Annotated in this window: 16 protein-coding genes and 1 riboswitch; of the genes, 5 read left to right on the forward strand and 11 right to left on the reverse strand. The window is 72.4% G+C overall.

Going from position 1 to position 18,775, the window contains the following annotated elements; translation table 11 throughout:
- The first annotated feature begins 205 nt into the window (after nt 1-205).
- Nucleotides 206-439 carry a CDGSH iron-sulfur domain-containing protein gene (locus ACZ6TI_RS43830; protein ID WP_465351215.1) on the forward strand — a complete coding sequence of 78 codons (234 nt, stop codon included), beginning with the start codon at nt 206-208 and terminating at the stop codon, nt 437-439.
- A gap of 254 nt (nt 440-693) precedes the next feature.
- On the opposite strand, the gene ACZ6TI_RS43835 is transcribed toward ACZ6TI_RS43830, so the two are convergent.
- A complete protein-coding gene (locus ACZ6TI_RS43835) occupies nt 694-1,665 on the reverse strand; it encodes an iron-containing redox enzyme family protein (RefSeq protein ID WP_465351216.1) in 972 nt (323 codons plus the stop codon).
- Between the two features lie 100 nt (nt 1,666-1,765).
- Here ACZ6TI_RS43835 and ACZ6TI_RS43840 point away from each other — a divergent pair, with 100 nt between their 5' ends.
- Nucleotides 1,766-2,287, forward strand: a complete 522-nt coding sequence (locus tag ACZ6TI_RS43840) for a hypothetical protein (protein WP_465351217.1) — start codon at nt 1,766-1,768, stop codon at nt 2,285-2,287.
- A 6-nt stretch (nt 2,288-2,293) separates the two neighbouring features.
- On the opposite strand, the gene ACZ6TI_RS43845 is transcribed toward ACZ6TI_RS43840, so the two are convergent.
- Nucleotides 2,294-3,553, reverse strand: a complete 1,260-nt coding sequence (locus ACZ6TI_RS43845) for an SGNH/GDSL hydrolase family protein (RefSeq protein ID WP_465351218.1) — start codon at nt 3,551-3,553, stop codon at nt 2,294-2,296.
- Nucleotides 3,554-3,705: 152 nt separating this feature from the next.
- Here ACZ6TI_RS43845 and ACZ6TI_RS43850 point away from each other — a divergent pair, with 152 nt between their 5' ends.
- On the forward strand, nt 3,706-5,181 hold the full coding sequence (locus tag ACZ6TI_RS43850; RefSeq protein WP_465351257.1) for a glutamate-cysteine ligase family protein: 1,476 nt from the start codon (nt 3,706-3,708) through the stop codon (nt 5,179-5,181).
- 105 nt (nt 5,182-5,286) lie between these two features.
- Here the strand turns inward: ACZ6TI_RS43850 and ACZ6TI_RS43855 are convergent, their stop codons facing one another.
- The 8 genes from ACZ6TI_RS43855 to ACZ6TI_RS43890 form a co-directional block, all read right to left on the reverse strand.
- Complete coding sequence (locus tag ACZ6TI_RS43855; RefSeq protein ID WP_465351219.1) at nt 5,287-6,636, reverse strand: cobyrinate a,c-diamide synthase; 1,350 nt, start codon at nt 6,634-6,636, stop codon at nt 5,287-5,289.
- The gene (gene cobO, locus ACZ6TI_RS43860) at nt 6,630-7,217 is read right to left on the reverse strand and encodes a cob(I)yrinic acid a,c-diamide adenosyltransferase (RefSeq protein WP_465351220.1); all 588 of its coding nucleotides are present in this window, start codon (nt 7,215-7,217) and stop codon (nt 6,630-6,632) included. The genes ACZ6TI_RS43855 and cobO overlap by 7 nt, the downstream gene beginning before the upstream one ends.
- A complete protein-coding gene (locus tag ACZ6TI_RS43865) occupies nt 7,217-9,193 on the reverse strand; it encodes a VWA domain-containing protein (protein WP_465351221.1) in 1,977 nt (658 codons plus the stop codon). The genes cobO and ACZ6TI_RS43865 overlap by 1 nt, the downstream gene beginning before the upstream one ends.
- A gap of 26 nt (nt 9,194-9,219) precedes the next feature.
- A riboswitch (cobalamin riboswitch) is annotated at nt 9,220-9,342 on the reverse strand.
- A gap of 19 nt (nt 9,343-9,361) precedes the next feature.
- Nucleotides 9,362-10,966: a gluconokinase gene (locus ACZ6TI_RS43870; protein ID WP_465351222.1), complete on the reverse strand. Its 1,605-nt coding sequence runs from the start codon at nt 10,964-10,966 to the stop codon at nt 9,362-9,364.
- A 9-nt stretch (nt 10,967-10,975) separates the two neighbouring features.
- Nucleotides 10,976-12,190, reverse strand: coding sequence for a hypothetical protein (locus tag ACZ6TI_RS43875; RefSeq protein ID WP_465351223.1), 1,215 nt, complete (start codon nt 12,188-12,190; stop codon nt 10,976-10,978).
- Nucleotides 12,187-12,672, reverse strand: coding sequence for a SigE family RNA polymerase sigma factor (locus ACZ6TI_RS43880; RefSeq protein ID WP_465351224.1), 486 nt, complete (start codon nt 12,670-12,672; stop codon nt 12,187-12,189). The genes ACZ6TI_RS43875 and ACZ6TI_RS43880 overlap by 4 nt, the downstream gene beginning before the upstream one ends.
- A 44-nt stretch (nt 12,673-12,716) precedes the next feature.
- Nucleotides 12,717-13,238, reverse strand: a complete 522-nt coding sequence (locus tag ACZ6TI_RS43885; RefSeq protein WP_465351225.1) for an SRPBCC family protein — start codon at nt 13,236-13,238, stop codon at nt 12,717-12,719.
- An 11-nt stretch (nt 13,239-13,249) separates the two neighbouring features.
- A complete protein-coding gene (locus ACZ6TI_RS43890; RefSeq protein ID WP_465351226.1) occupies nt 13,250-13,558 on the reverse strand; it encodes an ArsR/SmtB family transcription factor in 309 nt (102 codons plus the stop codon).
- A 65-nt stretch (nt 13,559-13,623) separates the two neighbouring features.
- Here ACZ6TI_RS43890 and ACZ6TI_RS43895 point away from each other — a divergent pair, with 65 nt between their 5' ends.
- Together ACZ6TI_RS43895 and ACZ6TI_RS43900 are read left to right on the forward strand one after the other, a co-directional pair.
- Nucleotides 13,624-14,850, forward strand: a complete 1,227-nt coding sequence (locus tag ACZ6TI_RS43895) for a glycosyltransferase (protein WP_465351227.1) — start codon at nt 13,624-13,626, stop codon at nt 14,848-14,850.
- Between the two features lie 183 nt (nt 14,851-15,033).
- Nucleotides 15,034-18,453, forward strand: a complete 3,420-nt coding sequence (locus tag ACZ6TI_RS43900; protein ID WP_465351228.1) for an RHS repeat-associated core domain-containing protein — start codon at nt 15,034-15,036, stop codon at nt 18,451-18,453.
- A gap of 9 nt (nt 18,454-18,462) precedes the next feature.
- Here ACZ6TI_RS43900 and ACZ6TI_RS43905 read toward each other — a convergent pair whose 3' ends face one another.
- Nucleotides 18,463-18,591, reverse strand: a complete 129-nt coding sequence (locus ACZ6TI_RS43905) for a hypothetical protein (RefSeq protein WP_465351229.1) — start codon at nt 18,589-18,591, stop codon at nt 18,463-18,465.
- Nucleotides 18,592-18,775 lie beyond the last annotated feature (184 nt).

The raw sequence follows: 18,775 nt of genomic DNA on the forward strand, positions 1-18,775 counted from the left end.
GCCATCCTGCCCTCATCCCCCGTCGAACCCGTCGGCGCGCCGCCCGGCCGCGCCGGGAGAACACACGTCAAGCCCAAGTTCACCGTCTCGTACGCGGCTCCGTGCCGGTTTCGCGCAATCGGTAACCCCATGGCGGACATCCGTCCCACCGGCCTCTCGCGCACCGGCGGGTTTGAGCGGTCCGGGCGGAGGGCAGCCTCCCGCCATGAGTGAACCCGGCCACGGCGCGACCGTCACCCCTTACGAGGACGGGCCGCTGCTGCTTCGCGGAGACTTCACCCTGCTCACCCCGGACGGCGAGGAGATCGAGCCGGGGCGTCGCACGGTCGCGCTGTGCCGGTGCGGCAAGTCGGCGATCAAGCCGTTCTGCGACGGCACCCACAAGGCGATCGGCTTCCGCGCCGGCACCACCCGCGACAGCGACCCGCCCCGCGACTGAGCCGGCCGTGGGATCGTTCCGGCGTGCGCGGCCGCTCCCTCTGAGGAAGCAGAGCAAGAGCGGCCGCTCCCTCAGAGGAAGCAGAGCAAGAGCGGCCGCTCCCTCAGAGGAAGCAGAGCAAGGACGGCCGCTCCCGCTGAGGAAGCAGAGCAAGGACGGCCGCTCCCGCTGAGGAAGCAGAGCAAGGACGGCCGCTCCCGCTGAGGAAGCAGAGCAAGGACGGCCGCTCCCTCAGAGGAAGCAGAGCAAAGGGGTCACAGCAGGGGTTCGCGCAGCGACGAGCCGCCCGCCTTCCAAGCCGCGAGCACCCCCGCGGCCCAAGCGTCGTCCAGCGCCAGCGCGCAGCGCGCCCCGAACAGCACGTCCCCGGCCAGCTCCGGCTCCGCGTCGGCGAACGTCCCGCACATGTCGTTGGCGGCGATCTGCTCGTGCACCGCGTCCGCTTCCACGTGCTCGTCGTAGAACGCGGTCGCCTCGGGGTCGCCGCCGAGGCGCCGCAATCCGTTGCCGTAGGCCCGGTTCGGCGTCGTCGAGGTCATCTCGTAGGCCGCCAGATGTCCGAGCAGCGCCCCGCGCCGGCGGCGGTGCAGCCCGAACAGCGACATCACGTTGTTGGTCGCCAGGGTGGCCGCGGGCACGGCGTCGACGTAGGCGCCGTAGGTGGTGTCCAGGTCGAGCGCCATCATCGTCCGCTTGAACAGTTCCTGGTGCATGCGGGGCGCGCGGCCGTACCCGTACTCGTCGATCTGGATCTCGATCAACGCGGCCTTGGCCGCACCGCCCAGCCGGGGAATCGCGAAGGTGTGCGGGTCCGCCTCGCGGAGGTGATAGACGGAGCGGTGCGCGGCGAACTCCCGGAACTGCGCGCGGGTGGCCCGCCCGCGCAGATATTTCGACAGCGACGGGCCGGTGTCCGCGCTGGTCAGCGCGACGAGTTCGGTCGCGATCGGCCCATCGGGCGCCCGCACCGGCCCGACCAGCTCGGTCAGCCGCTCTTCAAAGGCGACTTCGAGACCGGTACGCACGGCGATCAGCGACGGCTGCCACTCCCAGGCGTCGTCCACCCCGTCCCAGCCGCGGTAGTTCAGCTCGTAGAGCAGGAACAGCGACAGCTGCAGGTCGTCTTCGTCCGGGGCGGAGATCGGGACGGACACATCGTGCGGGGCGGCGGCCAGCGCCCGGATCAGGGCCTCGGAGACCGGCCCTCGTGAGGACGGAAGCTTCATGCGGCGCGGAATGCCCGCCCGGTGAACGATCAAACAGTCACGTGAATCCCCGAAATTCACTTTCTGTGATCAGACAGTGACCGTTCGTACCATAAAACGCATGGACGACACCGAGCTGCACCGCGAGCAGATCCTCCGGCACGCCGGCCCGATCATCACCGGCCGGTTCCTCGGTTTCCGCACCTCGTACACCCGCGAGATCAAGGTCGGCCAGCCGCTGGTGCTGGCCGTGTTCGTCTCCGCCACCGTGGCCCGGCTGATCGGCGCGCTGATCCGGCTCCGGGGCGTGCGACGCCGCTTCAAGGACCTGAAGAAGGGTCCCGAGTTCCTGGTCACACCGGTGCGCCTGCGCGACGACCTGGGCCAGGTCTACGAGGTGGAGATGCACGGCCATCTGGCGGCGTCCGCCCTGCACCGCGGCGACCTGGTGCAGGTGACCACGCAGCCGCAGGCCGACCCCAAGCTGCCGGCGCGCCTGACCCGGATGGTCAATCTCACCACCATGCAGCCGCTCACGCCGCGCATCCCGACGCTCTGGTCGCACCTGGGCCCGGCGCTGCTGATCCAGGCCGCGCTCGGCGTGACCATCGCGATCGGCGTGACCGCGGCCTGGATCAGATAGCGGCGGTCAGAGCTTCCCGAGCGGCACCGTGCCGGCCATCGCCGCGTCGCCGGCGTCGTTCGGGTGCAGGTGATCGCCGCTGTCGTAGACGGGCAGGATCCGCGTGGGGTCGGCCGGGTCGCGGGTGACCGCGTCGAAGTCCGCCACTCCCGCGAACGCGCCGTCGCCGCCCGCGCGGATCCACTCGTTGACCGCCACCCGCGTGGCCTCCAGCTCGGGCGACCAGGAGAACCAGCCCCGGAACGGCATGATGGTCGCGCCGATCACCCGGACGTCACGGTTTCGGGCCTGCGCGGCCAGTTGCGCCAGCCCGGCGATGATCTGCTGCGGGTCGGTCTGGTGCGGGTCCTGCTGGATGTCGTTCACGCCCTCGAAGATGATCACCGTGCGCACCCCGGCCCGGTCCAGCACGTCCGGGCCGTTGCGCACCAGCGCGCTGCGCCCGAAGGTCGAGAAGATGTTGTAGTTCGGGTAGTTGCTGTCCAGCAGCACCCGGTTGCCGCTGATCCCGGAGTTGGCGATGCCGTAGTCCGGCACCGGCGACCGGGCCAGCCGCGCGGCCAGGTAGTCGGTCCAGCGCCGGTTCGCGTTGAAGGTGGAGGTGACGCCGTCGGTGATCGAGTCGCCGAGCGCGACCACGGTGCCCGGCCCGCCCTGCACGTCGACGCCGCTCACGTAGTGCCAGACCTGGGTGCGCTCGGCGAACGCGGTGGCCGCCTCGTCGCCGGCGTGGTCGGCCGGCCCGCGGCTGAACACCGAGTCCTGCATCGCCGCCGGGTGGAAGGTGACGGTGCCGGACGGCTGCGGGGTCCAGGTGCTGACCAGCAGGTCACGGTCGGCCTTGACGCGCAGCGCGACCGGGTCGCTGACCACGTCGGCGCCGGCCGGGATGGTGAACGTGGACCGGCCGTTGAACAGCACGTCGCGCATCGTGCCGGGCACCGCCGCGCCGTCGCTCTGGTCGATGGCGCCGGTGCGTTGCCCGCCCTTGTGCGCGGAGACGGCAACCGTCACGTGGCCCATCAGCACGGGCGCGGTGCCGAACCGATTGGACAGGTGCACCCGGACCTTGGTGCCGGCCACGGTCGTGTGCACCACGTTCCGGATGGTGAATCCGACGTACCCCTGCTGGTTGCCGCCGACCGCCGCGGCCGGCGCGGTGGCCCACGTGGTGGTCCAATCCCCGGCCCCCGCGGCCTGAGCGGGCGACCCCCAGGCGAGCGTCGCCGCGACGACTCCGGCGGCAATAAGTCCCTTACCTCGCATTGAACTCCCCCTATGCATGGCAGACATGCATGAGTCTCGATGTCTAGGAGGCCGCTGTAAAGAGCGTGTAACAACGCCTCACCGCTGGCGCGGGCCCGGTCAGCGGGAGATCATAGGTCGGGCAACTACAGTGCGTGAGAGGGCGGTACGCGGTGGGCGAAGAGGTCGAGCAGCGCGTTTTCACCCGCGAGGACCGCGCGAAGTACCGCCACAAGATCCGGCGCAGCCTGGACGTGTTCGCGTCCATGCTGCGCGAGTCCCGCTTCGAGTTCGAGCGGCCGCTCACCGGCATGGAGATCGAGCTCAACCTGATCGACGCGAACGCCGACCCGGCGATGCGCAACGCCGAGGTGCTCGGCGCGATCGCCGACCCGGACTTCCAGACCGAGCTCGGCCAGTTCAACGTCGAGATCAACCTGCCGCCGCGGCGACTGGCCGGCGAGGAGAACGCCGACCTCGAGCGCACGCTGCGGGCCAGCCTGAACAACGCCGAGGAGCATGCCCGCTCGGTGGGCGCGCACATGGTGATGATCGGCATCCTGCCGACGCTGCGCCGCGAGCACATGACCGCGGACGCGCTCTCCGCCAACCCGCGGTACGCGCTGCTGAACGAGCAGATCTTCGCGGCCCGCGGCGAGGACCTGGAGATCCGGATCGACGGCATCGACCGGCTGTCGGTCACCACCGACACCATCGCGCCCGAGTCGGCCTGCACCAGCACCCAGTTCCACCTGCAGGTGAGCCCCGAGCAGTTCGCCGCCTATTGGAACGCCGCCCAGGTGGTGGCCGGCGTGCAGGTGGCGCTGGGCGCGAACTCGCCGCTGCTGTTCGGCCGCGAGCTGTGGCGCGAGACCAGGATCCCGCTGTTCGAACAGGCCACCGACACCCGGCCGGAGGAGATCAGAGCCCAGGGGGTGCGCCCGCGGGTGTGGTTCGGCGAGCGCTGGATCACCTCGGTGTTCGACCTGTTCGAGGAGAACGTCCGCTACTTCCCGGCGCTGCTGCCGATCTGTGACGACGACGAACCGTCCGAGATCCTGGAGCGCGGGGACACCCCGGAGCTGAGCGAGCTCCGCCTGCACAACGGCACGGTCTACCGCTGGAACCGGCCGATCTACGCGGTCGTGAAAGGCCGCCCGCACCTGCGGGTGGAGAACCGCGTGTTGCCGGCCGGCCCGACCGTGGTCGACACCATCGCGAACGCCGCCTTCTACTACGGGCTGGTCCGGGTCCTCGCCGAGGCGGAGCGGCCACTGTGGACGCAGATGTCGTTCAGCGCGGCCGAGGAGAACTTCCACGCCGGCGCCCGGCACGGCATCGACGCCTCGGTGTTCTGGCCGGGCCTGGGCTATGTGCCGGTCACCGAACTGGTGCTGCGCCGGCTGCTGCCGATGGCCAAGGAGGGCCTGGACCGCTGGGGAGTGTCGGCCGGCGAGCGCGACCGCATGCTAGGCATCATCGAGCAGCGCTGCCTGACCCACCGCAACGGCGCCTCGTGGCAGGTGGCGACGTTGCACGCGCTGGAGGCGGACGGCCTGGACCGGCAGGAGGCGCTGCACGAGATGCTGCGCCGCTACCTGCCGCCGATGCACGAGAACATCCCCGTCCACGAGTGGCCACTGCCCTAACGTCAAGATCAAATTCAGACGGCTACGCGCGACGGAGAATCCGGCGTGGCACACCCGCCGGGCCGTCGCGGGTCACCCCCTCCGCCCCGGCGCCGGGCGGGCCCGTCAGACCGCCGCTGCCGCGGCGACCACCCGGCGGGCGAAGGCCGGATGCCCGGCCCAATGCAGGTGCAGATAGGACGCGTGCAGAGCGCGGGTGGCGAAGCCCTCGGGGTCGTCGCCGCGCCACTGCCAGGCCGCGCCACCCGCCGGTGAGAGCAGCAGACCGGACCGCGGGTGCACGCTCGTGCGGTGGAACTCGTGGCCGGTCACCCGGGTGCCGGCCGGCGCCAGCGGGCTGTCCGTCAGGGCGACCGCGTCCCGGTAGCCCAGGGTCAGCTTCGGGGTCATCGAGGCGTCCGCGTCGAGCACGCCGCACATCGGGGCGCCGTCCAGGGTGTGGCAGAGCCAGAGCAGGCCGGCGCACTCGGCGACGATCGGGCCGCGCAGGTCGGCGACCGCCTCGAGCATCGGGGTGTTGGCCGACAGTTCTCTCGCATAGACCTCGGGGAAGCCGCCGCCCACCACGAGCGCCCGGGTGCCCGGCGGGAGGGCGGTGTCGCGCAGCGGGTCCACGGTCACCACGTCGGCGCCGGCGGCGGCCAGGAGTTCGGCCGTTTCCGCGTACGCGAAGGAGAAGGCCGGACCACCGGCGAGCGCGACCACCGGACGGCCCGGCACCGGATCCTCGGCCGCCGGGCTCCACGGCGCGGCCGAGAGGGCGGGCGCGGATCGCGCGACCGCCAGCACCGCCTCGAGATCGACCGCGGCCGCGATCAGGTCGGCGAGCGCGGCGACCGACGCCAGGGCCTCGGCGCGGCGTTCGGCGGCCGGGACCAGACCGAGATGCCGGGACGGCGCGGCCACCGCATCGGCGCGCCGCAACGCGCCCAGCACCGGCGTGCCGACCTCCTCGCAGGCGTCGCGCAGGATGCCCTCGTGCCGTTCCGAGCCGACCCGGTTGAGGATCACCCCGGCGATCCGCGCGTTGCCGAAGCTGCGGAAGCCGTGCACCAGCGCGGCCACCGACCGGCCCTGCGCGGCGGCGTCCACGACCAGCAGCACCGGCGCTTCGAGCAGCGCCGCCACCTGCGCGGTCGAACCGGTCTCGCCGGCCCCGGTGCGCCCGTCGTAGAGGCCCATCACGCCCTCGACCACGGCCAGCTCCGCGCCCGCCGAGCCGTGCGCGAACAGCGGCCCGATCAGCTCCTCGCCGCACAGCACCGGGTCGAGGTTGCGGCCCGGCCGGCCCGCCGCGAGCGCGTGGTAGCCGGGGTCGATGTAGTCCGGCCCGACCTTGAACGGCGCCACGGTCAGGCCGCGGGCGGCGAAGGCGGCCAGCAGCCCGGTCGCCACCGTGGTCTTGCCGTGGCCGGAGGCGGGCGCGGCGATCACCACCCGCGGGACGCTCACCACTCGATGCCCGCCTGGCCCTTGCGGCCCGCGTCCATCGGGTGCTTCACCTTGGTCATCTCGGTGACCAGGTCGGCCGCGTCGATCAGGTCCGGGTGCGCGTCCCGCCCGGTGATCACCACGTGCTGGGTGCCCGGCCGGTTCCGCAACGTGTCGACGACGTCCGCGACGTCCACCCAGCCCCACTTCATCGGATAGGTGAACTCGTCCAGCACATAGAACGCGTGCGTCTGCGCGGCCAGGTCGCGCTTGATCTGCGCCCAGCCCTCGGCCGCCTCGGCGGCGTGGTCGCGCTCGGTGCCCGGCCGCTGGATCCAGGACCAGCCCTCGCCCATCTTGTGCCAGGTGATCCGCTCGCCCAGCGCCTTGAGCGCCTTCTCTTCACCGACCTTCCACTTCGGACTCTTCACGAACTGGAAGACGCCGATGTCCCAGCCCGCGCTCCAGGCCCGCAACGCCATCCCGAACGCCGCCGTCGACTTGCCCTTGCCGTGTCCGGTGTGGACGGCCAGCACGGCCTGCCGGCGGCGCTGGCGGGTGGTGAGCCCGTCGTCGGGAACGACCTCGACCCTTCCCTGCGGCATCAGGCGGCTTCCAGGGCGTCGAGCGGCACCAGGTCGGCGTCGAGCGCGGCGGCGAGCCGACCGGCCAGGCCGAGCCGCACCGGCCCGGACTCGCAGTCGACCACCACGGCGGCCACCCCGGCCAGGCTCGGCGCGATCAGCGCGGGGTCGGGCCCGCTGGTCGCGCGCCCGTCGGTCACCACGATCAACAGCGGCCGCCGTCGTGGATCGCGCCGTCGCTCGGTCGCGATGGTGGTCACCGCGGCCCGCAAACCCAAGGCGAGAGGGGTACGCCCACCCGTGCGCAGAGTCGCCAGCCGGAGCACCCCGACCTCGTGGCTCGACGTGGGCGGCAGCACCTGCTCGGCCGTCTTGCCCCGAAACGTGATCATGCCGACCCGGTCCCGGCGCTGATACGCGTCCCGCAGCAACGACAGCACGGCCGTCTTCACCACGGTCATCCGCTTGCGCGCCGCCATCGAGCCGGACGCGTCCACCACGAAGAGCACCAGATTGGCCTCGCGTCCGACGTGCACCGCCTCGCGCAGATCGCGCGGCTCGACCGTGCGCGATCCTCGGTGGATCGCCGCGCGCAGCGTCGCGGGCAGGTGCGGCGCCCCGGCCAGTTTGCCGACCGGCTCCCGCGACCCGGTGACCCGGCCGCGCCGCGCGCGAGACGGCGACCGCCGCCCGGCGTGCCCGGCCACCGCGCCGCGCTTCGCGATCGTCAACGTGCGGGGCCGGTAGGCGGGCCCGGCCGCGGCGGGCGCCGCGACCGGCACCGGCTGCGGGTCGTGGGCCGGCTGCTGGTCCTGGGCCGGCTGCTGGTCCCGGACCGGCTGCCCGTCCTGTTCCACCTGCTCCTCGGTCCGGTTCGTTCCGTCGCCGCTCTCCGGCGGCGGGCCGTCGGACGGCTCGGGCCCGTCTCCCCCACCGGGCGGTGGCGGCGGCGGGGGCGGGTCCTCGTCGTCCTCGCCGTCGCCGGCCGCGTCGAGCGCGTCTTGCAGCTTCTGCTCGTCGCTGCCCGGCGGGTCCAGCGGATCCTTGCGGCGCCGGTGCGGCAGCGCCAGCCGCGCCGCGTCCTGCACATCCTCGCCGGTCACCCGGTTTCGCCCGTGCCACGCGGCCAGCGCCACCGCGCAGCGCGCCACCACGATGTCCGCGCGCATGCCGTCCACCCCGTAGGCCAGGCAGACCCGCGCGATCCGGTCGAGCTCCGCATCGGGCAGCAGGACCGACGGCGCCGCCGCGCGGGCCGCCGCGATCCGGGCCGCCAGCTCGGCGTCCGACCCTTCGAAGCGGGCCGCGAACGCGACCGGATCCGCCTCGTAGGCCAGCCGCCGGCGCACCACCTCGGCGCGCTGCTTCGCGTCCCGGGGCGCGGTGACCGTGACCACCAGGCCGAACCGGTCGACCAGCTGCGGGCGAGGCTCGCCCTCCTCCGGGTTCATCGTGCCGACCAGCAGGAACCGGGCGGCGTGCTTGACCGACACCCCGTCGCGCTCGACGTGTGCCCGGCCCATCGCCGCCGCGTCCAGCAGCAGGTCGACGAGGTGGTCGGGCAGCAGATTGACCTCGTCCACGTAGAGCGCGCCGCGATGCGCGGCGGCCAGCAGACCCGGTTCGTAGGCCTTGACGCCGTCGGCCAGCGCGCGCTGGATGTCCAGGGTGCCGACGACACGGTCCTCGGTGGCGCCGACCGGCAACTCCACGAGCGTCGCGGGCCGTGGGCCGTGCGGGGCGTCGGCGTCGTGCGGGCCGTCGGGGCAGTCGGCGTCCGGCGCGCCCGGATCGCACGCGAACCTGCACCCGCGCACCACCTCGACCTCGGGCAGCAGGGCGGCCAGCGCCCGCACCACAGTGCTCTTCGCGGTGCCCTTCTCGCCGCGGACCAGCACCCCGCCGACGGCCGGGGAAACGGCGGTGAGCAGCAACGCGAGGCGCAGATCGTCGAGGCCCACGACGGCCGAGAACGGGTACGGCGGCAGCACGGTCATCCCTTCCGGCGGGTGTCCACGCCCGCGCTCCGGTGCATCGAGCGGCTGGAGTTCCTGACTCCCGGGATCAGCAGGATCCCCGGTCACAGTGGCGGGACCGTCCCGGATTCGCACCGGGTTCCTCCACTACCGCTCGACCGCCACTCAACCCGACGGGAAGGTGCACCGTCAATGTGATGCGTTCGCGACGCCGTCTTCCGTCTGTTTTCCGCCGCGGGTCGACACGGCCTTCTCGGTGCCGGGCAGCGGCTCGGGCGCGATCTTGTCCAGCTCGGCCACCAGATCGGCCACGGCCAGCGCGGACCGCTCGATCAGCGGCCGCATCCGGCGGTAGAGGGCGGCGTTGTCTGGGTCGGGCACTGTCGGCTCGGCGATCTTGACCAGCGCCGCCGCCTGATCGAGGTCGGGCAGGTCGCCGAGCGCGTGCCAGCCGAGCAGGCAGGCGCCCAGCCCGGTGCCCTCCGGGGTGTCCGCGATCGACACCGGCAGGTCGAGCGCGGCGGCCAGCACGCCCACCCACAGCTCGGAGGCGACCGCGCCGCCGGTGGCCCGCACCTCGGTGAGCGGGAAGCCCTCGGCGGCGAACGAGTCGCTGACCAGCGCCAACTGCTGGCACACGCCCTCGACCGCGGAGCGCACCAGGTGCGGCCGGCCGTGCTCGCGGCGCAGCCCGATATAGGCCCCGCGCATCCCGGCCCGCCACCAGGGCGCCCGCTCGCCCAGCAGATAGGGCAGGCAGAGCAGGCCCTCGCTGCCGGGCGGCGCGGTCTGCGCCTCGGTGAGCAGCGCGGCGTCGGTCTCGTCGGCGTCCTCGCCCTCGGCGGCCGGCCGGGCGAACCCGCCGGCGAAGCTCTGCCCGGCCCAGCGGATCACCGAGCCGGCGTTGTTCACCGCGCCGCCGACCACCCAGCGGTCCTCGGTGAGCGCATAGCAGAACAGCCGGCCGGCGGCGTCCGCGGTCGGCGCGTTCACCACCGTGCGCAGTGCGCCGCTGGTGCCGAGCGAGACCGCGGCGACGCCGGCCGGAGTGGCGCCGACACCCAGGTTGGCCAGCGGGCCGTCGGCGGCGCCGATGATCAGCGGGGTGTCCCGGGGCAGGCCGGCGGCGTCCGCGACCGATGGCTTCAGGGTCAGCTTCGTGGTGGTCGGGACCACCTCGGCGAGCTGGTCGGCCCGCACGCCGGCGATTTCCAGCGCTTCCGGGTCCCACTGCCGGGTGTGGATGTCGTAGAGCCCGGTGCCGGAGGCGATCGAGAGGTCCACCAGGAACGGCGCGTCGGCCACCGCGGCCAGCACCAGCTCCTTGACGCCACCCCAGCGCGGGGTCTCGCGCAGCGTGTCCGGGTCGTTCTCCCGCCACCAGGCCAGCTTGGTGAGCGGCGACATCGGGTGCACCGGGGTGCCGGTGCGAGCCTGCAGCGCCTTCGCCCGCCCGGCCAGCTTCTCGCTCTGCCCGCCGGCCCGGCCGTCCGCCCAGGTGACCAGCGGGCCGAGCGGGCGACCGGCGTCGTCCATCGGCACCAGCGCGTGCAGGAACGCGCTCAGGCTGACCGCCACCACCCGGTCGCCGCGCCCGGTGCACTCCGCGGCCACGTCGACGATCGCCTTGACGGCGGCCTTCCAGAGCTGGTCGGGGTCGAGCTCGGCGCGGCCCGGCGCGGGCACCGACAGCGGGTAGTGCACGCTGGTCAGCGCCCGCAGCTCGCCGTCCAGCCCGGCGGCGACGCCCTTGGTCGCGGTGGTCCCGGTGTCGATCCCGATCACGACGTCCATGGTCCGACCCTAATCGGGCAGGGCCTCCACCGCCGGTCGGCCGCCCCGGGTGACCCGCAGCGACGAGGCTGCCGGCGGCAGCAGGGCGGCGTCGCCCTGCACCGGCAGCCAGTCGCCGTTGCCCACGCGGTAGGCGAGGCTCGCGCTCTCGGTCGCGACCACGAAGCCGCGGTCGCCGGGCAACCGCACCCGCAGGCTCGCCGGCTGCGCCGGGTCCCCTTCGGTCACGCCGAAGAAGAACGACTTGCCGCCGAGGTAGGCGTAGGTTCGGACGGTGCGCTTGACGGCGACCGTCTGAACCACGAACGGGCTGCCGCCCGGCAACGCGCCGGTGATCCGCCAGGTGATCACCTCGGGCGGCACCGGGAAGCCGAACCGGTCGTGATAGTCCTCCCCCACCGCCGGGTCCCAGTCGATATCGACGCGGCCGAGCTGCCGCACGATGGTGGGCATCGGATCGGTTCGCACATTCGTGATCGTGGTGACGTTCGCCAGCCCGGGACCGCCGTCGCCGCCGGAGCGCAGCGCGATGGTCATGCCGCCGGCCTGCGCGGGCACCCTGGTGACCGAAGCGCCGTCGCGGAAGGTGAGCCGCGTGAACCTGCGATCGGGCCGGCCCTCGTCGTCCCAGCGCAGCTCGGGCGAGTAGTCCACCGGCCGCCCGTCGTCGATCACGACCAGCACATCGCGCCGCGGCCCGGCGAGGAAGGCGCGGCTGTGGTCCGACGCGGTCGACAGTCCCTCGAACGAGGCCTTCCCCAGGCGGCCGTCGACCCGCTCGAGGAACCCGATGATGCCGAACTCCTGCACGCCGGCCCCGGGCACCTCGCGGATCGGGATGCGCTGCGCGACCAGGGCGACCGGCCCGGCCGGTGTCTGCCCGGCCCACGCCACGTGCGGCGGGCCCACCGTGCGGACCTCACCGATGTCGGCCGGCCAGGCCGCGCGGACCTGCCGGAGGAAGTCCTTGTCGCCCGCCAGGTCGCCGCGGGTCGGGAGGTCGAGCAGGTCCGAGGCCGGCGGCACCGCGTCCGGCCCGCCGGGGTGCCAGCGGATCGCGGCCGCCGAACCCGCGACCGCGGCCGCCAGCCCGGCGCCCAGCACGGCACGGCGGCGGACCACCCGGCGGTGTCCACCGGCCCGCACCCGGTCGAGCAGGTCGGGCGGCGCGTCGAGGTGCCCGGTGGCGCGCTCCAGCGCGTCGCGGACGTCGAGATCGGTCATCGCAGGCTCCCCTCGTGGATCCCCAGGGACGTGCGCAGGCGGGCGAGGCCCCGTGAGGCGTTGCTCTTGACGACGCCCTCCGAGCAGTCCAGGGCCTTGGCCACGTCCGCGATCGGCAGGTCGTCGAGGTAACGCAGCACCACGGCGGCCCGCTGCCGGGGTGGCAGCTCGCGCAGCGCGTCGAGCACGGCGGCGCGGATCGCCACGTCGTCGCTGTGGTCGCGCTGCGGCACGTCGTGATGGTCGAGCGGCGTCTCAGGCCGGCGGCCGCGGCGGCGCCAGCGGTTGGTCGAGCGGTTGACCAGGGCGCGGCGGGCATACGCCTCAGCGGAGTCACCGATCCGGCGCCAGCGCACGTACATCTGCTCGAGCACCTCCTGCAGCAGGTCCTCGGCGGCGTGCCGGTCCCCGGTCAGCAGGTAGGCCACCCGCAGCAGTCGTGTGCTGCGGGTGCGCACGAACTCGTCGAAGTCGCCGCCCACCGTCGCCCTCCCCCGTTGTGTCACTCTCCAGGACACCGGGCGGGTCAGGAAGGTTGCAGCAGTTTCGCGTACCCGTCCCGGAGGTCTTCCCAGCCGTGGTTCTTCGCATCCTGGCCGCGGATCACGCCGACCGGGTCGCCGTCCAGCAGCCGGCCCAGGACCACGACGCAGAGGTGCCAGCCCGCGGCGACCATCGGCTCGATGCCCGCGTTCGGCGAGCTGTGCCGCAGGGTCAGCCGGGTGCCCGCGCCGACGGCCTCCAGCTCCCACCGCAGCCGGTCCTCGCCCCAGGTGTATTCGAGCAGGCGCGGCTCGTCGGCGGCCAGCACGGTGGCCGGCAGGTCGGTGCGCTCGTCGCCGTCCACCATGGTCAGCGTGGTGTCGCCGGTCGCGCCGAGCGGTCGCGCCGCCGCGAACGGCGCCCACCGGTCGATCTCCGCCGGGTCGGTCAGCGCGGTCCACACCCGCTCGGGCCGGTGCCGCAGCTCGCGCACGAAGATCAGGGTCCAGCCGTCGTCCGCCGGGACGACGGTGGCGCCGCCCGGCTCGCCAAGATCCAAAGACATGATCACTCCAGTCAGGGGTTGCGGTCGAGGTGACGCTCGAGCTGGTCGAGGTGCCGGCTCCACAGCTCGCGGTACGGCCGCAGCCACGCGTCGAGCTCCTGGAACGGCCCCGGCTCGAGCCGGTAGAGACGCTGCTGGGCGACCGGCCGGGCACTCACCACACCGGCGTCGCGCAGCACCCGCAGATGCTTGGACACCGCCGGCTGACTCATCCGCAGCTCGGCGACCAGCCCCGCGACGCTGCTCTCGCCTGCCCGCAGCACCTCCACGATGCGCCGCCGGGACGGCTCGGCCAGCACGGTCAAGGAATCCAGCGCCATGCCCCGAACATGCCAGGTCAGTTATATAACTGTCAAGGCATGCTGGGTCGTGACATTCTTCGAGGGTGCGGGTGCTGATCGTGACCTCGGGGTCGATGGGCGACGCGGCCCCGTACACCGGTCTGGGTCGTGGTCTCCGCGAGGCCGGCCACGACGTGGCGGTGGCTTCGCACGCGCCGTTCGCCGCCGCCTTCGAGGCCGCCGGCCTCCCCTTCACCCCGATCCCGGGAGATCTCCGCGAGCTGCTCACGCGGGCCGTTCCGGGCACCGGCCCACGCGCGCTGACCCGCCTGCTGCGCCTGGCCCGGCCGCTGATCGCCGACCTGGGCGCCGGCATCGCGGCCGCGGCGGAGGCGTTCCGCCCGGACGTCCTGCTGCTGTCCACGCTGGTGGCGCCGCTCGGCTACCAGGTGGCCGAGGCGCTCGGCATCCCGTGGGCCGGGGTGTTCCTGCAGCCGATCGCCCCGACCGGCGACTTCGGCTCGGTGCTGCTCGGCGGCCGCTGGATCGGCCGGCGCGGCAACCACGCGGTCACCGCCCTGGCCGGCCGGGTCAGCCAGGTGCTCTATGCCGGCCCGGTCCGCGACCTGCGCCGCGAGCTGGGCCTGCCGCACGAGCCGATCGGCAGCCTGCGCGCGTGGCAGGACGGCGGCCGGCATCCGACGTTCCACGGCTTCAGCCCGGCGGTGGTGCCGCGCCCGTCCGACTGGCGCCCGCAGCTGCGGATCACCGGCTACTGGTGGCCGGCGCGATCGCCCTGGGAGCCGCCCGCCGGCCTGAGCGACTTCCTGGCGGCCGGGGCGCCGCCGGTGTTCATCGGCTTCGGCAGCATGCGGCCCGGCGCGGACCTGTCCGGCGTGATCCGCGAGGCGGTCCGGGCGGCCGGCGTCCGGGCGGTGGTCCAGGCCGGTTGGGCCGATCTGGACCCGGCCTCCTCCGCCGAGGTGCTGACCATCGGCGAGGCGCCGCACGATCGGCTCTTCCCGCTGATGTCGGCCGTGGTGCATCACGCCGGAGCGGGCACCTCGGCGGCGGGTCTGCGCGCGGGGGTTCCGGCGGTGCCGGTGCCGGTGCTCGCGGACCAGCCGTTCTGGGCCGGCCGGCTGCACGCGCTGGGCGCGGCCACCCGCCCGATCCCGCTGCGCCGCCTGACGTCCGGGACGCTGGCCGCGGCCCTGACCGAGGCCACCGGCAACCCGCACCGCCGCGCCCGCGCGAGGCACCTGGCCGCCGTTCTGGGCGCCGAGGACGGCGTCGCTCCCGTCGTGAGCTGGCTGGACTCATTGCACTGAGCACAGTGGAACCCGGCTGCGCTGCCATGGATAAACGTTTGCCATAGCGCAAACAGGTCGCGCCGTGTGACCCGTTCGGCAATGCGCTCACCATCTTGAATTTCTCGGCGGCGTCCCCACCCTCCACTGTGGCGTTTGACACTCTCTGATGACTTCATTCAGTGATCACGGGGGAGGCAGTGAGTGAGTAAGTCCATGCTGTTCGGCGCCGCGTTGCTGGCCGCGGCCGCCGTCATCGTGCCGGTCTCCGGACCGGCCGCCGCCGCACCGGCGCCGGACCGGCCGAAGTCCAGGTCCGCCGCGCCGAGCCAGCCCGGTTCGCCCCGATCCGGCGATCGGATCGCGCTCGGGCCCAGCAAGGGAACCGTGCCGTTGATGGCCGGGCCGATCTCCACGCCGAAGGGCACCGGGCCGGAGAACAGCGCCACGTTCACCTCGTTCGACGTCACCGACCGGGTCAAGATCCAGGTCAACGCCGGGTCCGGCAACCTGCTGATCCGCACCACCGATCTGGTGCTGCCGGGCGTCTCCAGCAACCATGTGCTCGGGGCCGCGTACAACAGCCTGCTGGTCGGCAGCGACATCGAGATCGGCGCGCACGGGCGCGGGTGGCGGGCCCGGGCGGGCGCCGACGTCAAGCTGATCAAGGCCGACGACAACTCGCTGACCTATGTCGCCGCGGACGGCGTGGTCGGCCGGTTCACCGTCAACGGCACCGGCTACGACACGCCGAAGCAGTTCAAGGGCACGCTGACCAAGAACGGCGACGGCTGGAAGTTCACCGAGAACGAGGCCGGGCGCAAGCTCTTCTTCACGTCCGCCGGGATTCTCGACAAGATCGAGGACCGCAACGGCAACGTCACCGACTACACGTACAACGGGTCGGACGAGCTGACCAAGGTGGTCTCCGACCGGGGCGCCACGGGCGCGAAGACCGTGGTCGTCAACTACGCCAACGGGAAGATCACCCGGCTGCTGCAGTCGGTGGACGCCTCGAACGCGCGACAGATCCAGTACACGTACAACAACAAGGGCAACCTCTCGCAGATCCTGCCGTCGTCCGGGCACGCGGTGCGGTTCGGCTACGACTCGTCGCAGCGGGTCAACAAGATCACCGCGGGGCTGAGCTCGGAGCCGGGCACCGAGACCCGCATCGACTACGACAGCCAGCACCGGGTCTCCGCGATCACCCGGGTGCTCGCGAACGAGTCGACCGACAACCCGGACGGCCGGCTCGCGGTCACCCGGTGGGCCTATCTGTCGTCGACCGAGACGCAGCTCGCCGACGCGAACACCGACCTGACCAAGCGGGTCTCGGACGTCGCGCACACCACGTACACCGTGAACGACGAGCGGCGGGTCACCAAGTCCGTCGACCCGGACGGGCACGAGCGGTCCACGACCTACACGCCCTACCACGACGTCGCCACGTCGACCGACGCCATGGGCAAAGTCTCGACCAACACGTACGGGGCGAACGGCGGCCAGTCGATCACCGGGACCAGTTCGCCGACCGGCGCCGGGGCGTCCGCCGCCTATGGCAACGCCGCCACGCCGACCAACCCGACCGGCTCGTTCCAGCCGTCGTCGAGCACCGACAGCCAGAAGAACGAGAGCACGTACACCTACAACGGGGCGGGCAACCGGACGTCGTCCAAGAACGCCGACGCCGCCCAGGCCGACGTCGACTACAACAGCGACGGCACGGTCAAGACGGCCACCGACCCGATGAACACCGGCAACCCCAGCCGGTACGGCTACGACGGGGACAAGCAGCTCACCTCGGTCACCCCGCCGACCGGCAACAGCCTGGGCAAGCGGGACTACACGTACGACGCGTTCGGGCGCCTTCGCACCGCGACCGACGGCGGCGGCCGGACCACCACGTTCGAGTACGACCTGGACGACCGCACCACCAGGGTCTCGTACTCCGACGACACCAGCCCGGTCGAGCTCGAGTACGACGGCGCGGGCAACACCATCCGACGCTCGCACGACGGCGAGGACGAGACGTTCGTCTACGACCGGATGAACCGGCTGACCCAGCGCGGGCCGGAGTACTACGCCTTCCAGTACACGTACGACCCGGTGGGCAACCTGACCAGGCTGCACGGGGACTGGCGCGGGGACACCGAGTACACGTACGACAAGCGGAACCTGCTGACCAAGATGGTGGTCGACCGGTTCACCGAGTACACGTTCAGCTACGACGACGAGGGGCGCCGCACCGACACGAAGATGGCCGGCGAGTGGGGTGCTCCGGAGACGGCGGCGTCCACGCACAACGCGTACGACGACTCGGGCCGGCTCACCCGGACCACCACCAAGCGGTGGCAGAAGGTGAACGGCGCGGACCAGGAGTTCGTCGTCTACGACGTGTCCTACTGCTATGCCAAGCGGGTCGGCACGGCCGCCTGCTCGACCGCCAAGGCCGACGACACCGGCATCCGCCAGTGGCAGACCGAGCACCACCGCGGCGGGGCCGTGCAGGTCTACACCTTCGACAAGAGCAACCGGCTGACCAAGGCCACCAACCTGGCCAGCGGCAGCTACGACTACACCTACGACAGCAACGGCAACCGCACCAGCGTCAAGCTCAACGGCACCGAGACGCAGCGGCTCACCTTCAACTCCGGCAACCAGATCACCACCAGCGGCTACAGCTACGACGGCGCGGGCAACCAGACGAACGGCTCGATCGCGGCCGGCGCCACCTACAACGGGGCCGGTCAGACGCTGACCCTCGGCACCGGCGCCGACACCAAGGAGCTGGAGTACCTCGGCGGTGACCAGACCGAGCTCGAGATGATCACCAAGGGCGAGGACGACACCTACTTCTCCTGGGGACGGTCCGACGCGGGCGGTCAGCCGGCTCTCGAGGAGTACACCACCACCAGCTACGACGACCACTTCGTCGACCGCGACGGCGGCGGTTCGGTGGTCGGGCTGCGGGTCTACACCAAGTCGACGAACGAGCGGGCCACCTACTTCGCCACGATCGACGGGCTCGGCTCGGTGGTCAGCTTCATCAAGGAGGACGGCTCGCTGGCCGGTCACTACACCTACGACCCGTACGGCCGCACCACGAACGTCACCGCCAACGAGCCGTTCATCAACGAGGTGGCGCTCGGCTTTGCCGGCGGGCTGCGCAACGGCAACCTGATCAAGTTCGGCAAGCGCTGGTACGACTCGAACACCGGCCGCTTCACCCAGCAGGACAGCCTGAACGTGATCGGCGACCCCGGCACCGGCAACCGGTACGCCTACGCCGGCGACAACCCGATCAACAACACCGACCCGACCGGCCTGCTCACCGAGACCATCGGCTTCCAGGGCTGTTTCGGGATCTGCCTGGGGGTCGGCTACTCCCAGGACGACACCGGCGACTGGGGGCTGAACTTCTCGGCCGGGGTCGGCTTCCCGGCCGGTCGCGGCTTCGGCTACCAGGCGATGCCCGGAAACCTGGAGGAGGGCTATTCCACCAGCGGGTCCTGCCAGGCCGGACCGGGGGTCGCGGTGAGTGAGGACCTGGAGGGCAACGATCAGTACGGGTTCGCGGCCGGCGCCCCGGGCTGCAGCCTGGGCGGTCAGTGGCAGTTCTGACCGGCGGGGTCACCGGCCCCGGCGCTTGAGCATCATCAGCAGGAACACGAGTCCGATCACGACGAGGACGGCGAAGACGATGCCGATCCAGGTGGGGCCGGGCGTGGCCTCGTTGGCAAGCATCTGGGCGATCGGCATCGTCTACTCCTCATCGTCTAGTTAGGACACGGGGTACCCCGTCGTCCGGTACCGAAAACCCCGGCGGGGGGGGGGGAGGGGGGGGGCTCCCCCCCCGAGCCAACAACACAGGGCCCGGGTGGGTGGGAACCGGCTCCCCTTCCCCCCCCTCCCTGTTCACGGTCCCCCACCCCCCCCCACAGGA

Source organism: Actinoplanes sp. NPDC051388 (assembly GCF_055586225.1).

What these genes read in the sequence shown, in the direction of transcription:
- ACZ6TI_RS43830 (WP_465351215.1), top strand. Translation starts at nt 206, where the DNA reads ATGAGTGAACCCGGCCACGGCGCGACCGTCACCCCTTACGAGGACGGG.
- ACZ6TI_RS43835 (WP_465351216.1), bottom strand. Translation starts at nt 1,665, where the DNA reads ATGAAGCTTCCGTCCTCACGAGGGCCGGTCTCCGAGGCCCTGATCCGG.
- ACZ6TI_RS43840 (WP_465351217.1), top strand. Translation starts at nt 1,766, where the DNA reads ATGGACGACACCGAGCTGCACCGCGAGCAGATCCTCCGGCACGCCGGC.
- ACZ6TI_RS43845 (WP_465351218.1), bottom strand. Translation starts at nt 3,553, where the DNA reads ATGCGAGGTAAGGGACTTATTGCCGCCGGAGTCGTCGCGGCGACGCTC.
- cobO (WP_465351220.1), bottom strand. Translation starts at nt 7,217, where the DNA reads ATGCCGCAGGGAAGGGTCGAGGTCGTTCCCGACGACGGGCTCACCACC.
- ACZ6TI_RS43865 (WP_465351221.1), bottom strand. Translation starts at nt 9,193, where the DNA reads ATGACCGTGCTGCCGCCGTACCCGTTCTCGGCCGTCGTGGGCCTCGAC.
- ACZ6TI_RS43870 (WP_465351222.1), bottom strand. Translation starts at nt 10,966, where the DNA reads ATGGACGTCGTGATCGGGATCGACACCGGGACCACCGCGACCAAGGGC.
- ACZ6TI_RS43875 (WP_465351223.1), bottom strand. Translation starts at nt 12,190, where the DNA reads ATGACCGATCTCGACGTCCGCGACGCGCTGGAGCGCGCCACCGGGCAC.
- ACZ6TI_RS43885 (WP_465351225.1), bottom strand. Translation starts at nt 13,238, where the DNA reads ATGTCTTTGGATCTTGGCGAGCCGGGCGGCGCCACCGTCGTCCCGGCG.
- ACZ6TI_RS43890 (WP_465351226.1), bottom strand. Translation starts at nt 13,558, where the DNA reads ATGGCGCTGGATTCCTTGACCGTGCTGGCCGAGCCGTCCCGGCGGCGC.
- ACZ6TI_RS43905 (WP_465351229.1), bottom strand. Translation starts at nt 18,591, where the DNA reads ATGCCGATCGCCCAGATGCTTGCCAACGAGGCCACGCCCGGCCCCACC.